The sequence below is a fragment of the Staphylococcus sp. HGB0015 genome, from assembly GCF_000411275.1.
Lineage (GTDB): Bacteria > Bacillota > Bacilli > Staphylococcales > Staphylococcaceae > Staphylococcus > Staphylococcus schleiferi.
Genome location: NZ_KE150417.1, coordinates 990,475 through 1,004,789, shown reverse-complemented (window position 1 = coordinate 1,004,789; position 14,315 = coordinate 990,475). Strand labels below are relative to the sequence as shown.

General features: G+C 34.3%; 13 protein-coding genes. 11 read left to right on the top strand and 2 right to left on the bottom strand.

From position 1 onward, the window contains the following. Positions 1 to 29: 29 nt before the first annotated feature. Positions 30 to 1,421, bottom strand: a complete 1,392-nt coding sequence (locus HMPREF1208_RS04650) for a glycine--tRNA ligase (RefSeq protein ID WP_016425201.1) — start codon at positions 1,419 to 1,421, stop codon at positions 30 to 32. A gap of 503 nt (positions 1,422 to 1,924) precedes the next feature. Between HMPREF1208_RS04650 and HMPREF1208_RS04645 the strand changes: the two genes are divergently transcribed. The 6 genes from HMPREF1208_RS04645 (at position 1,925) to HMPREF1208_RS04620 (ending at position 8,380) form a co-directional block, all read left to right on the top strand. Beyond that, positions 1,925 to 2,548 carry a helix-turn-helix transcriptional regulator gene (locus tag HMPREF1208_RS04645; protein WP_081635142.1) on the top strand — a complete coding sequence of 208 codons (624 nt, stop codon included), beginning with the start codon at positions 1,925 to 1,927 and terminating at the stop codon, positions 2,546 to 2,548. An 11-nt stretch (positions 2,549 to 2,559) separates the two neighbouring features. Then, positions 2,560 to 3,387 carry a pyruvate, water dikinase regulatory protein gene (locus HMPREF1208_RS04640; protein WP_016425199.1) on the top strand — a complete coding sequence of 276 codons (828 nt, stop codon included), beginning with the start codon at positions 2,560 to 2,562 and terminating at the stop codon, positions 3,385 to 3,387. 75 nt (positions 3,388 to 3,462) lie between these two features. Continuing rightward, complete coding sequence (gene dnaG / locus HMPREF1208_RS04635; protein ID WP_016425198.1) at positions 3,463 to 5,247, top strand: DNA primase; 1,785 nt, start codon at positions 3,463 to 3,465, stop codon at positions 5,245 to 5,247. Between the two features lie 17 nt (positions 5,248 to 5,264). Next, positions 5,265 to 6,374 (top strand): RNA polymerase sigma factor RpoD, encoded by a 1,110-nt coding sequence (gene rpoD, locus HMPREF1208_RS04630; RefSeq protein WP_016425197.1) that lies wholly within the window; start codon positions 5,265 to 5,267, stop codon positions 6,372 to 6,374. Positions 6,375 to 6,599: 225 nt separating this feature from the next. After that, positions 6,600 to 7,295: a tRNA (adenine(22)-N(1))-methyltransferase gene (locus tag HMPREF1208_RS04625; protein WP_037559143.1), complete on the top strand. Its 696-nt coding sequence runs from the start codon at positions 6,600 to 6,602 to the stop codon at positions 7,293 to 7,295. Further along, a complete protein-coding gene (locus HMPREF1208_RS04620; protein WP_016425195.1) occupies positions 7,274 to 8,380 on the top strand; it encodes a Nif3-like dinuclear metal center hexameric protein in 1,107 nt (368 codons plus the stop codon). The genes HMPREF1208_RS04625 and HMPREF1208_RS04620 overlap by 22 nt, the downstream gene beginning before the upstream one ends. A 126-nt stretch (positions 8,381 to 8,506) precedes the next feature. Here the strand turns inward: HMPREF1208_RS04620 and HMPREF1208_RS04615 are convergent, their stop codons facing one another. Next, a complete protein-coding gene (locus HMPREF1208_RS04615; protein ID WP_016425194.1) occupies positions 8,507 to 9,475 on the bottom strand; it encodes a 4-hydroxy-3-methylbut-2-enyl diphosphate reductase in 969 nt (322 codons plus the stop codon). A gap of 197 nt (positions 9,476 to 9,672) precedes the next feature. Between HMPREF1208_RS04615 and HMPREF1208_RS04610 the strand changes: the two genes are divergently transcribed. The 5 genes from HMPREF1208_RS04610 (at position 9,673) to HMPREF1208_RS04590 (ending at position 14,227) form a co-directional block, all read left to right on the top strand. Continuing rightward, positions 9,673 to 11,013 (top strand): DEAD/DEAH box helicase, encoded by a 1,341-nt coding sequence (locus tag HMPREF1208_RS04610; RefSeq protein WP_016425193.1) that lies wholly within the window; start codon positions 9,673 to 9,675, stop codon positions 11,011 to 11,013. 18 nt (positions 11,014 to 11,031) lie between these two features. After that, on the top strand, positions 11,032 to 11,922 hold the full coding sequence (locus tag HMPREF1208_RS04605) for a deoxyribonuclease IV (RefSeq protein ID WP_016425192.1): 891 nt from the start codon (positions 11,032 to 11,034) through the stop codon (positions 11,920 to 11,922). A 259-nt stretch (positions 11,923 to 12,181) separates the two neighbouring features. Beyond that, positions 12,182 to 12,952, top strand: a complete 771-nt coding sequence (locus HMPREF1208_RS04600; RefSeq protein ID WP_016425191.1) for a metal ABC transporter ATP-binding protein — start codon at positions 12,182 to 12,184, stop codon at positions 12,950 to 12,952. Then, positions 12,949 to 13,812 carry a metal ABC transporter permease gene (locus HMPREF1208_RS04595; protein WP_016425190.1) on the top strand — a complete coding sequence of 288 codons (864 nt, stop codon included), beginning with the start codon at positions 12,949 to 12,951 and terminating at the stop codon, positions 13,810 to 13,812. Before HMPREF1208_RS04600 ends, HMPREF1208_RS04595 begins: the two co-directional genes overlap by 4 nt. Further along, entirely contained in the window at positions 13,799 to 14,227 is a 429-nt protein-coding gene (locus HMPREF1208_RS04590; protein WP_016425189.1) for a Fur family transcriptional regulator, read from the top strand. The genes HMPREF1208_RS04595 and HMPREF1208_RS04590 overlap by 14 nt, the downstream gene beginning before the upstream one ends. Positions 14,228 to 14,315: the final 88 nt, after the last annotated feature.

The window sequence follows — 14,315 nt, the reverse complement described above, 5'->3', positions numbered from 1 at the left end:
ACATAACCACCATATAAAGTGTACAGCCTTTAAAATTTAACTTTTTCTGCTAAAAATGCATTTAATTCACTAATTGGCATACGAACTTGTTCCATTGTATCACGATCACGCACTGTTACTTGTTGATCTTCAAGTGAATCAAAGTCGAACGTAATACAGTATGGTGTACCAATTTCATCTTGTCGACGATAACGTTTACCAATAGATTGAGATTCATCAAAATCTACTACAAAGTCTTCACTTAATTGTTCATAAACTTTAATCGCATCTGCAGATAGCTTTTTACTTAATGGTAAAATTGCTGCTTTGTATGGTGCAATGGCAGGGTGGAAGTGTAATACTGTACGTGCATCTTTACTTCCTTCAACACCTTCTTCATCATAAGCGTCACATAAAAAGGCTAATGTCACACGATCGGCACCTAATGAAGGTTCAATACAGTAAGGGATATACTTTTCATTTGTTTCTGGATCATGATATCTAAAATCATCTCCAGAGTGTTCACTATGTTGTTTTAAGTCGTAATCTGTTCGACTAGCAATACCCCATAATTCGCCCCAACCAAATGGGAAACGATATTCGATATCTGTTGTAGCATTTGAGTAGTGAGATAACTCATCTTCATCATGGTCACGTAAACGTGTATTGTCTTTGTTAAGACCTAAATTAGTTAACCAGTTCGCAGCAAATTCTTTCCAATAGTTTTGCCATTCGATTTCTGTACCAGGTTTACAGAAAAATTCTAATTCCATTTGCTCAAATTCACGTGTACGGAAAATAAAGTTCCCAGGTGTAATTTCATTACGGAAAGATTTACCAATTTGCCCAATACCAAATGGTAGTTTCTTACGCATTGAACGTTGTACATTTTTATAATTCACAAAAATACCTTGAGCTGTTTCAGGTCGTAAGAAGATCTCATTTGTTGAATCTTCAGTAACACCTTGGAATGTTTTAAACATTAAATTAAATTGACGAATGTCTGTCCAATTCGCAGTACCACTTACAGGACAAGTGATGCCTTCTTCATCAATAATGCGTTTCATCTCATCAAAACTTAAACCATCAGCAATAAAGTTTTCATCGCCTTTTTCGTTTAACATATAGTCTTCAATCAATTTGTCAGCACGATATCTTATTTTACTATCTTTGTTATCGATCATTGGATCATTAAAGTTACCTAAATGTCCTGATGCTTCCCAAGTTTTAGGGTTCATTAAAATAGCAGCATCCAAACCTACATTATAAGGTGATTGCGTGATGAACTTTTTCCACCATGCTCTTTTAATATTGTTTTTCAATTCAACACCTAAAGGACCATAGTCCCAAGTGTTTGCTAAACCACCATAAATTTCACTACCAGGAAAAACAAATCCTCTGTGTTTGGCTAATTGTACAATAGTATCCATGTTTTTATCCATTTCAATTTTACACTCCTTAACAATAAAAAAGCCCCAAGCCAAAGAATCAACTTTGCCTTGGGACGAATTATTATAATAATCCGCGGTTCCACCCAAATTAGTGTCGCCACTCACTTTTATTCAACTCAAATCATACGCCAAATCAGTGTGTTAAGCTTCCACCATCCTTAACTCGCTTTATTATTAATTCTAAATTATACGAATTAGAAAGGCAAGTAAAATCATAATTGTATCACTTTCGAATACAAGTTATAATGAATATTGTACTAAAAATGCAAAGTCAAACTAATTTTGATTGCATGCCAACTCAAAGTTTATATGAGGAACTATAGGTTACTTTTATAAACTTTCAATATATCGTTTTCCATAATCGATGCAATATTAACAATTTAATGTTACTGGTTTGCCAACAGATAAAAATATAGTGCTAGTATGTAAAAAGGAGGCACTTCTGCTATTTAATTAGCATAACCGTTTACGGTTTTAAATAGTTAGAGACTCATATAGAACTTAGTCAAAGACAAGCCCATATTGTAGAAATTGTTAAGTCTTCTGGACCTATTACAGGTGAAAAGATAGCAGAACAGTTAAATTTAACTCGTGCTACGTTGAGACCTGATTTAGCTATCTTAACGATGGCTGGATATTTAGAAGCAAGACCTAGAGTCGGTTACTTTTATTCCGGTAAGTCAGGATCACAACTTTTAACTGAACAATTAAAACAATATATCGTTAAAGATTACCAATCACATCCAGTGATTTTAAAAAGCGATGTGACAGTTTATGATGCGATTTGCTCGATATTTATTGAAGATGTAGGAACATTATTCATTGTTAATAATGAAAATGAACTCGTTGGTGTATGTTCGAGAAAAGATTTACTTAGAGCTTCGATGGCAGGGCAAGACATACACACTATGCCAGTCAATATTATTATGACAAGAATGCCTAATATCGTCTTGCTCAATGAGAATGATTTAGTCTTGTATGCAGCACGACAAATGATAACAAAAGAAATAGACTCAATACCTATAGTACGAGCAAAAGAAAACGGCAAGTTTGAAGTGACAGGACGTATTTCGAAAACCACAATCACAAAACTATTCGTATCGCTATTTGATCATTAGGAGGATAATCTATGAAAAATGTAAAAGTAATTGTTGCTTCAGATTCAGTGGGAGAGACTGCTGAATTAGTAGCTAAAGCATGTATTTCCCAATTTAAACATAGCGATCACTCATCTGACATATTACGCTATCCTTATATAGAAACAAAAGAAAATATCGACGAAATCATTGCCTTAGCAAGAGAAGTCGATTCTATCATTATATACACACTTGTACGCCCTGATATCCGTAATTATATGCAAGAATTAATAGAGCAATACGATCTCAAATCAGTTGATATTATGGGTCCTATGATTCAAGTGATGGAAAAAACATTTAATCAAAAATCATTAAACGAACCTGGTATTGTACATCAGCTTGACGAAGATTATTTCAAAAAAATAGAGGCGATGGAGTTTGCTGTTAAATATGACGATGGCAAAGATCCTAAAGGGTTACCTAAAGCAGATATTGTTTTAATTGGGGTCTCACGTACTTCAAAAACACCCATTTCACAATATTTAGCACATAAACGATACAAAGTGATGAATGTTCCTATCGTTCCTGAAGTGACACCTCCTGATGCGTTATTTGAAATAGATCCGCAGAAGTGTATAGCTTTGAAAATAAGTGCTGAAAAATTAAATGCAATTCGTAAAGAAAGACTTAAACAGTTAGACTTATCTGATTCCGCACGCTATGCGACAGACCAACGTATTACAGAAGAACTTGAATACTTTAATCAAATTGTTGAAAAGATAGGCTGTCCAGTTTTAGATGTTTCTAATAAAGCGATTGAAGAAACTGCCAATAATATTATTCAAATCATTGAGCATAATAATTCCTTTTTTAATGGATAAATTGTATAATAATACAACTGTCTTTTAATCATTCACAAAATTATGATGCAGTAAATTGTAATATAAGGTGATGAAATGAGAATTCCGCAAAGTACGATTGACGAAATTAAGACACAATCGGACATATTAGACGTAGTAAGCGAATATGTCAAACTTGAAAAGAGAGGGCGCAATTATATCGGTTTGTGTCCTTTCCATGACGAAAAAACACCTTCTTTTACCGTTTCAGAGGACAAACAAATTTGCCACTGCTTTGGATGTAAAAAAGGAGGAAACGTCTTTCAATTTATCCAAGAAATTGAAAATGTTTCATTTACAGATGCTGTTAAAAAGTTAGGCGCACGGGTCAATATTAAAGTAGATACCGGTGAGTCTAAAGAATTAGAGCACATTGCATCAGATGATTTAACAATGATTCAAATGCATGAATCATTGCTTGATTATTATCACTATTTATTGAAAAAAACCGTTGAAGGCGAGAAAGCACTCAAATATTTGTATGATCGTGGCTTTACAGATGAAATCATAGACGAGCGTAAAATAGGATTCGCACCAAATTCATCACATTTTGCAACGAACTTCATGGAAAACAAGGGCTATGATTTACAACTTGGGTATGAAGCTGGGATATTATCGCGAAACGAAACAGAATTTAATTATTATGATCGTTTTCGTGATCGCATTATTTTTCCACTTGCAAATGCTCAAGGTCGTATTGTTGGCTATTCGGGTAGAACCTACACAGGTCAAGAGCCTAAATACTTAAATAGCCCTGAATCTCCTATATTTCAAAAAAGAAAGTTGCTTTATAATTTGGACAAAGCACGTAAAAGCATCCGTCAAAATGATGAAGTTATTTTACTCGAAGGATTTATGGATGTTATCAAGTCTGATAGCGCAGGCTTAAAAAATGTTGTTGCCAGTATGGGGACGCAACTATCAAATGAGCATATCACGTTTCTAAAAAAACTGTGTGGTCATATTACAATTATGTATGATGGTGATAATGCTGGGATAAACGCAGCGTTGAAAACGGGTCAAACACTGTTGCAGCAACAATTTAACGTTTATATCGTTCAACTGCCTACAAAAATGGACCCTGATGAGTATATAAGTAAATTTGGTGCAGAAAAGTTCCGAGACTTTGTTAATAAAGAGAAAAAATCATTTGTCAGCTTTAAACTTCATCTTAACCAAAGCGAAATACAAAACAATGATTTATCTTACGAAAAATATTATAAAACTTTTATAGATGATGCAGCCCATATCAATTCAAAAATTTTAAGAAATAAAGTGATACAAGATGCTGCCCAAGTGTTTAAAATAAGTGTTGAGAGTCTAAATAATGAAGTAGAACGAATATATCCACAACAAAATGTTGCACCTAGACAAATTCAGCATGAAACACCACAATTCACAACACTTACTAAATATGAAAAAGCCGAGCGTGCACTTTTAAAACATTTTATCAGTGATAAAGAAGTATTTTTAAGCTTTTATCAAGATATTGAAGAAACAGACTTTACAAATCAACATTTTAAACGTATATTTAGTATTTTACGGGAGTTTTATTCAAATTATGATTCTTTTGCGATGAGTGACTTTATCACTTATGTTGATCAGGATGAATTAAAAGAAGTGTTGATACATTTAGTAGATTATCCACTTAACCGTGAACCGTTTGAAAACGAAATTACTGATTATATTAAGTTGATGACTGAGCATCGATTTTCAGAATCGATTGAAACACTCCACGAAAAGTTGCGTGAAGCAACCCGAATCGGGGATACAGAATCTCAAAAATACTACTTAGAGATGATTGTCAATAAAAATAGAGCTAGATTGAAGAGTCAAGAATAATTTCGGGAGGCCTTTTTATGTCAGATAACCAGGTAAAAGTAATAAAAAAAGAAACCATTGATCCGACACTCACATTAGAAGATGTAAAAAAACAACTTATTGAAAAAGGTAAAAAAGAAGGTCATCTAAGCCATGAAGAGGTAGCAGATAAATTACAAAACTTTGATATGGATTCTGACCAAATGGATGAATTTTTCGATATGATTAATGATAATGACATCCAACTCGTAAATGAAAAAGATAGTTCAGATACAGATGATAAATTAAATCCTGGCGACCTTAGTGCACCACCAGGGGTTAAAATTAACGACCCTGTAAGAATGTACTTGAAAGAAATTGGTCGTGTGGACCTTTTGAGTGCGCAAGAGGAAATAGAATTAGCGAAACGTATTGAGCAAGGTGACGAAGTGGCGAAAGCGCGCTTAGCTGAAGCGAACTTACGTCTTGTTGTAAGTATTGCAAAACGCTACGTCGGACGTGGCATGTTGTTTCTTGACTTAATTCAAGAAGGTAACATGGGTTTAATCAAAGCGGTAGAAAAATTCGATTTTAGTAAAGGATTCAAATTTTCTACGTATGCCACTTGGTGGATTAGACAAGCAATTACACGTGCAATTGCCGATCAAGCGCGAACAATTCGTATTCCAGTTCATATGGTAGAAACAATCAATAAATTAATCCGCGTACAACGTCAATTATTACAAGATCTTGGTCGTGATCCAGCACCTGAAGAAATTGGTGAAGAAATGGATTTACCACCTGAAAAAGTACGTGAGATTTTAAAAATTGCACAGGAACCTGTATCTTTAGAGACACCTATTGGTGAAGAAGATGACAGCCATTTAGGTGATTTCATAGAAGATCAAGAAGCTCAAAGCCCCTCTGACCATGCAGCGTATGAATTATTAAAAGAACAATTAGAAGATGTCCTTGATACTTTAACAGACCGTGAAGAAAATGTACTTCGTTTGCGTTTCGGTCTTGATGATGGACGAACACGTACATTAGAAGAAGTTGGTAAAGTATTTGGTGTAACACGTGAAAGAATTCGTCAAATTGAAGCTAAAGCTTTACGTAAACTTAGACATCCAAGTCGCAGTAAACGTTTGAAAGATTTCATGGACTAAGATTAAAAGCGCATAAAACAATGGGATAGATGCATAAAGACTTTATTTCAAATTAGACTAAAGTGCTTCTTACAACTTAAAAAGATATTAATGCTTTAGTCAGCCTTGTTAAGGTGGGACTATGAAATTTAAATTCACTTTAGATTTCTATCCCACTCTTTTTTTGTATCAACATCTAATTGATACATCTTTTTACTTAGCATTTTACATAGAGGAGGAATTACTATCATTCCAATTAATAAACGACTTAAAAAGGTCAGTGAATATATTACCGGTGATGTCCTTGCTGATATTGGTTCAGATCATGCTTTTTTACCTATGTTTTGTATTGAAAATGGTTTGATAGATCATGCTATTGCAGGAGAAGTCATTAAAGGCCCCTATCAATCTGCTGTGAAAAGTGTGCAACTTCATGGCTATCAATCTAAAATTGATGTGCGTCTTGGTGATGGGTTAACCATTCTAACAGCGCACGACAAAGTAGATACCGTGGCTATTTGTGGCATGGGCGGACCATTGATTGCTCGAATTTTAAAAGAAGGTGCCGCATTCATTCAAAACCAACCGAGATTAGTTTTACAGTCTAATATTCAAAGTCAGCCTATACGTGAATTTTTACAAAATAATGGCTATCAAATTACAACAGAAACATTAATGAAAGAGCGCGCGCATATTTATGAAATCATTGTTGCAGATCCTGGAAAAATGCAGTTATCTCAACGTGATTTAAAGTTTGGACCATTTCTACACCCATCACCCGATGATTTATTTATTGAAAAGTGGGAAAGAGAGTTAGAGGCATTAGCGGACATTAAGAAGAATCTCAATCCCGAAAAACATAAACAACGTTGGAACGAGATAAGCCATTTAGAAAGTGACATAAAAGAGGTGTTACCACAATGCAACTCAAAAAGCTTTTAGAAATTTTAAATAAAAATGTGCCATTCCATACTGCTGAGTCATGGGATAACGTAGGCTTATTAATTGGCAATAAAGAGAGCCAAGTTACAGGTATTTTAACTGCACTTGATTGTACGGGCGAAATTGTCGATGAAGCAATAGAAAAGAATTTAAATACCATCATCGCGCATCATCCTCTTATATTTAAAGGCATCAAACAAATTATTGATGATGAGGCATATGGATCAATTATATATCGATTAATTCAAAATAATATTAATCTAATCGCATTGCATACCAATTTAGACGTTCATCCTGAAGGCGTAAATGCCATGCTTGCTGAAAAGATTGGTCTAAAAGATTTTGAACTGCTTAACAAAGAAAAAGAGCATTATTATAAAATTCAAGTTTATATCCCTGAAGAGAACGCTGAGGCTTTTAAAGATACTTTATCACAGCACGGTCTTGCTCAAGAGGGAGAATATGCGTATTGTTTCTTTAATACAAATGGAAAAGGACAATTTAAACCTTTAGAAAACGCAAACCCTCATATTGGGGAAATTGGAAAAGTTGAGACGGTGCAAGAACAAAAAATAGAATTTATGGTTCAATCCAATCAACGTCCTTTAGCAGAAGCATTAATTCATCAATACCATCCTTATGAAACACCCGTCTATGACGTCATTCAAATGACACGAACATCTCATCATGGTCTTGGGATAATAGGGAATCTAGAACATAAAATGACGGTCCATTCATTCGTCAATCAGGTCAAAAACGCTTTACAAATGCCAAGTGTAAGATTTATTGGGGATATGAACGCTTCAATTCAGCGCGTTGCAATTATTGGTGGGTCTGGAATGGGCTATGAAACACAAGCGCAGCAATCTGGCGCCGACCTTTTCATAACAGGAGATATTAAGCATCATGATGCATTAGATGCAAAAATAGCAGGTATCAATTTATTAGATATTAATCATTATAGTGAATATGTAATGAAAGAAGGGCTCGTTCATTTATTAAGAAATTGGTTAGAGTCAGAACCAGAACATTCACTCAAAATTGAAGCCTCAGCACACAATACCGATCCTTACGATTATTTATAAAAGATAGTGTAAAAATCTTATAAAATTCACAAACAAAAGCTGAAAAGTTGGTTAATGGTCAATTAAAATCTATTTTTACTAAAGCAAAAGTCGAAGCAATCGTATCAAACTGCTTCGACTTTTATATTATTCCATGATTTTAACAGGTTTAGCTTTTTTAATTTTAGGTAGAATTTTTTCAACAGGCACATTAGAGTGAGTTGTATGGGTTTCAGGATTCATTGGGTCGTAATCTTTCAAGAAGTTAATCACTTCTTTTACAATTGGCGTTGGCGTCGAAGCCCCTGCAGTAACAGCGACAGTCTCAACACCTTCAAGCCATTCAAGTTTAAGTTGAGAAATGTCCGCAATTCGATAAGATTGCGTATGTGCAATATCTTTAGAAACTTGTGCAAGACGATTAGAATTATTACTTTTTGGATCACCGACAACAATCAGTAGGTCAGCTGCACCAGCCTGCTCAGCAACTGCTTCTTGTCTCACTTGCGTCGCTTGACATATCTCTTTATGTTGTTCAATGTGTGGGAACTTCTCTTGTAAATCCTCCATTAAATGTAAAACATCCCATTGCGACATCGTTGTTTGGTTAGTCACAATTAAAGGATAATCATTAAGTGTATCTGGTAAAGCTTCTACATCTTCTTTCGTCTCAACAAGATAAACAATATCTGGTGCAACACCGACAGCACCTTCAGGCTCAGGATGGCCTTTTTTACCAATATATACGACATGATAGCCACTTGCTTTTTTCTCTCTAATCAAAGCGTGTGTATTCTCAACATCTGGACAAGTAGCATCAATACATGTTAATCCCTTAGCTTTAGCACGTTTTTTCACTTCTGGCGAAACACCATGTGCTGTGAAAATAACAGTGCCTTCTGAAATCTGTTCTAAAATCTCTAATCGATTTGGTCCGTCTAATGTGATAATACCATCCGTTTCAAAAGCATCCGTTACATGCTTGTTATGAACAATCATACCAAGTATATAGATAGGCCGTGGTAAATTAGGGTCAAGCGAAGCATTTCTAGCAATCACCATCGCATCGACAACACCATAACAATAACCACGAGGGGTAATCTTAATAATTTCCATTTTTATACACGAACCTCCTTCGATACATCATTATATCAGTAACACCGTACTTTTAAAATTAAAATACAAATAAAATCTAGATTTAGTCTCACAACTACAAATGTAAAAATCATATTTAAAAAACATGCACTTTGCTTATTTTCATTAAACATGATTTCATTTATAATATAGAGACGAATCTTTAAGGAGGCCAAATCATGGCAAATCATCCATTTGACCAATTTCGTTTTGATTCAAACTTAATTGAAGCAATTAAATCATTAAATTTTAAACAACCCACTGAAATACAACAACGTGTGATTCCAAAAATAATGAAACGTGTAAATCTGATTGGTCAATCACAAACGGGTACAGGGAAATCACATGCATTTCTTTTACCATTATTCCAACAAATTGATTCCACATACGAGGAACCACAAGCCATTATCGTTGCACCAACACGTGAGTTAGCAACACAACTTTACCAAGCTGCGCAACACCTTAGTCAATTTAAAACTAATGTAAAAGTAAGCTTGTTTATTGGTGGAACTGATTTTGAAAAAGACAAACAAAAGACAACGGTTCAACCCCAATTGGTGATTGGTACACCAACGCGCATAAACGATCTCGCTAAATCGGGTGCGCTACATGTTCACTTAGCAAATTATTTAGTTGTAGATGAAGCTGATTTAATGATTGATTTAGGTCTCATCGAAGACGTGGATCAAATCGCGTCTAAACTTGATGAACAAGCAAAAATGGCTGTTTTTAGTGCTACAATTCCTAAGACATTATATCCATTTTTAAATAAATATTTAGAGCAACCAGAATTTATCGAAGTTAAGAGTGAATCGAAAAATAAAAAGAGTATTGAATTCTTCCTTATTCCTACAAAAGGTGCACAAAAGATAGATAAAACCGTTTCACTTATTGAACTTTTAAACCCTTATCTCGCGATAATATTTTGTAATAGTAGAGATAGTGCAGATGCGCTCGCAAGTGAGTTGCAGCAACAAGGTATTCAAGTCGGTATGATTCATGGTGGCTTGTCTCCTCGCGAACGTAAACAACAAATGAAGCGAATCCGAAACTTAGATTATCAATATGTAATCGCAAGTGATTTAGCTTCAAGAGGAATCGACATTGAAGGAGTTAGTCACGTCATTAATTTTGATGTACCTAAAGACATTGACTTCTTTACACATCGTGTTGGAAGAACAGGACGCGGTAATTATAAGGGCATTGCAATTACACTTTATACACCTGAAGAAGAAGAACTGATTCAATTAATTGAACAAAAAGGCTATCAGTTTGAAAATGTAGATATTAAAAATGGTGAATTAAAACCTATCAAAGCGCACAATACAAGAAAGCTACGTCAAAAACAAGATGATCACATTACGCAACAAGTAAAACATAAAGTGAAACGTAATAATAAGAAAAAAGTTAAACCAGGCTATAAGAAAAAATATAAGCAAGAGCTCGAGCAGATTAAACGCCAAGTAAAAAGACAGTTTAGCAGAAGTAAAAAACGTCAAGCTAGAAAGAATAAAAGATAAAAAAAGGATAGGATAATTATGTTAATAGGTTCTCACGTCTCAATGAGTGGTAAAAAAATGTTACAAGCATCCGCTGAAGAGGCACATCAATACGGGGCTTCAACATTTATGATTTATACTGGAGCACCCCAAAATACACGTCGCAAAGCGATAGAAAATCTTAATATCGAAAATGGTAAAGCAACAATGCAAAAATATGGTTTATCAAATATTGTTGTACATGCACCCTATATTATTAATATTGCAAATACGAACAAACCAGAAGTCTTTGAACTAGGGGTCAATTTCTTACAAAATGAAATTGAGCGTACAGAAGCAATTGGAGCCAAAGATATTGTCTTACATCCAGGTGCGCATGTTGGTGCTGGTCCTGAAGTCGGAATTAAAAAAATTATTGAGGGACTTAATGAAGTTTTAACCAACCAAAACGATGTTAGAATAGCGCTTGAAACAATGGCTGGAAAAGGTTCAGAGGTGGGCCGAACTTTTGAAGAACTCGCTCAAATTATTGATGGTGTTACACACAATGAACGACTTTCTGTTTGCTTAGATACATGCCATATTCACGATGCAGGATATGATGTCGTTCATGATTTTGATGGTGTTTTAGAAGAATTTGACCGTATTATAGGGGTAGACCGTATCAAAGTCGTCCATGTGAATGATAGCAAAAATCCAATTTCAGCTCATAAAGATCGCCATGAAAACATTGGCTTTGGTCATATCGGATTTGATGCACTCAATTATGTCGTTCACCATGAACAATTCAAAGATATTCCTAAAATTTTAGAAACGCCTTACGTTGGGGAAGATAAGAAAAATAAAAAGCCACCGTATCGTTTTGAAATAGAAGCTTTCAAAAACAACAAATTCGATCCAGAAATGAAAAACAAAATTATGTCAGTTTAATCTATAGCTCAGAATGATTTTTTGAACGGGCATATTGTGCCAGTTATTTAAATTCAAAAGTGCACTTTAAATATACAAGTTGCACAAATAGGGGTGAGCACTAATTTTTTAGTCTCACTCCTTTAAATTTGAGTAAATCAGTACTAACTTTTTTTACATTATAAAAATCGCGTATTTAATGTTATAATAAATCGAAGTCGGAAAGATTACTATTTACATTGTATGCTTAAATCAATATGGTGAAAATTGAGGTGAAAAGATGCCACAACCAGTCTTTGAATTAAAAGGGATAGACTTTTTTTATGACAATAAAAAAGTATTAGAAAATATCAACATTCGTATCAATAAAGGTGAATTTTTAGCCATTGTTGGACCTAATGGCGCGGGTAAGTCTACGTTGCTCAAATTAATTTTAGGGATTTTGCCGATTCAAAAGGGGGAAATTCTTATTGATGGAGAGTCATATCACAAAAAATTGACAACTGATAAAATCAGTTATGTCTCACAAAAAGCGTCATCTGTCACATCTGGTTTTCCAGCTACTGTGAAAGAAGTTGTTTTAAGTGGTTTAACTCGTAAAAAGCGTCTTTTCAGATGGTTTAGCAAGTCTGATGATCAGAAAGTAAATCAAGTCTTAGATCGCTTGAATATTTCGCAATTAAAGCATAAAAATATTGCACAGTTATCCGGAGGGCAACAGCAACGCGTATTAATTGCACGGGCACTTGTCTCAAATCCTTCTGTACTTGTATTAGATGAACCAACTAATGGCATTGATGCGAAACACGTCGGTGAATTTTATGAGACGTTAGATCACCTCAAAAAAGAAGGCGTTACTATTATTTTAGTAACACACGATATTGGTGTTGTTGTTGATACAGCAACTGAAGTGGCTTGTTTAAATAAACATTTGCACTTCCATGGGGCAACAAGTGAATTCAAATCACTTGATGAAGTTGAAATTTCTAAAATTTATGGCCACCCCATTAAATTTGTAGACCATAAACATGATAGGGATTGTTGTGTATGATTGATGCATTATTGAATTTTGAATTTATCAGGTATTCTTTTATTAGTGGTATATTAATAGGGGTTATTGCTCCCTTAATCGGTACATTTATCGTTGTGAGACGCTTATCATTAATTGCAGATGCTTTAAGTCACGTAACTCTTGGTGGGATATCATTCGGCATGTACTTATTAACTGTCTCATCAGTATTTGCATTTATTAATCCGATATGGACTGGTATTGTTTTTGCAATTGTTGGTGCGTTGTTAATTGAAAAACTTAGAACATCTTATAAAAACTATTCTGAAATCGCTATACCTATTATTATGAGTACAGGTATTGGCTTAAGTGCGATATTTATATCTTTAGCCAAAGGGTTTAACCAAGAACTTTTAGGCCTTTTATTTGGCTCTATTAGCGCTGTATCGCTGAGTGATTTGTTTACAATTGTTACAATTACGGTATTAGTGTTAATATATATCATGTTATTTTATAAAGAGCTATTTATACTCTCTTTTGATACAGAGTACAGTCAAGTTATCGGTATACCAAAGTGGATTCAGTTTTTATTTATCGTTATTGTCGCATTAGTCATATCTGCTTCTATGCGTGTTATTGGTGTATTACTTGTTAGTGCACTAATTACATTACCGGTTGCCATAGCGATGCGTTGGACAAAAGGGTTTAAGCAATTTATATTTTTAAGTATCATGATTGGTGAGTTTTCTGTCATTATTGGACTGGTTACTGCATTTTATTTAAATATCTCACCTGGTGGTATTATCGTTGTTATTTTAGTTATCATGTTAATGTTAACACTATTTTATCAGTCCTTTGTAGTCAGAAAATTTAAAGGAGTGAATGTGAATGAAAACAAATGAAGCCATTCGTATATTGAAAAATAATGGGCATAAATATACGAACAAAAGAAGAGATATGATTGAGATGTTTATTAATGAGGATAAATATATCAATGCTAAGACCATTCAACAACACATGAATGCACACTACCCAGGTATATCTTTTGATACGATTTATAGAAACTTACATTTATTTAAAACTTTAGGCATCATCGAGGGAACAGAAATGGATGGAGAAATGAAGTTTCGTGCGGCATGTACTTCGCATCATCACCACCATTTTATTTGTAAAGTGTGTGGAGATACAAAAGTGATTGATTTTTGTCCAATGTCTGAAATCAAAGCAAAACTACCAAATGTTGACATTGAAATGCATAAATTAGAAGTTTACGGCATGTGTGAAAAATGTAAGCAAAAAGGCTACCATCTTGTTTAATTAGAGAGATCTCTATTTACTTTAGTAAAAAATGATATGTATTGTAAAAATAGTAAAAACCCGGACGTTTGCTTTCGTTAACGTTCGG

Coding starts and splice junctions, on each gene's coding strand:
- HMPREF1208_RS04650 (WP_016425201.1), bottom strand. CDS start 1,421: ATGGATAAAAACATGGATACTATTGTACAATTAGCCAAACACAGAGGA.
- HMPREF1208_RS04640 (WP_016425199.1), top strand. CDS start 2,560: ATGAAAAATGTAAAAGTAATTGTTGCTTCAGATTCAGTGGGAGAGACT.
- dnaG (WP_016425198.1), top strand. CDS start 3,463: ATGAGAATTCCGCAAAGTACGATTGACGAAATTAAGACACAATCGGAC.
- rpoD (WP_016425197.1), top strand. CDS start 5,265: ATGTCAGATAACCAGGTAAAAGTAATAAAAAAAGAAACCATTGATCCG.
- HMPREF1208_RS04620 (WP_016425195.1), top strand. CDS start 7,274: ATGCAACTCAAAAAGCTTTTAGAAATTTTAAATAAAAATGTGCCATTC.
- HMPREF1208_RS04615 (WP_016425194.1), bottom strand. CDS start 9,475: ATGGAAATTATTAAGATTACCCCTCGTGGTTATTGTTATGGTGTTGTC.
- HMPREF1208_RS04610 (WP_016425193.1), top strand. CDS start 9,673: ATGGCAAATCATCCATTTGACCAATTTCGTTTTGATTCAAACTTAATT.
- HMPREF1208_RS04605 (WP_016425192.1), top strand. CDS start 11,032: ATGTTAATAGGTTCTCACGTCTCAATGAGTGGTAAAAAAATGTTACAA.
- HMPREF1208_RS04600 (WP_016425191.1), top strand. CDS start 12,182: ATGCCACAACCAGTCTTTGAATTAAAAGGGATAGACTTTTTTTATGAC.
- HMPREF1208_RS04595 (WP_016425190.1), top strand. CDS start 12,949: ATGATTGATGCATTATTGAATTTTGAATTTATCAGGTATTCTTTTATT.
- HMPREF1208_RS04590 (WP_016425189.1), top strand. CDS start 13,799: ATGAAAACAAATGAAGCCATTCGTATATTGAAAAATAATGGGCATAAA.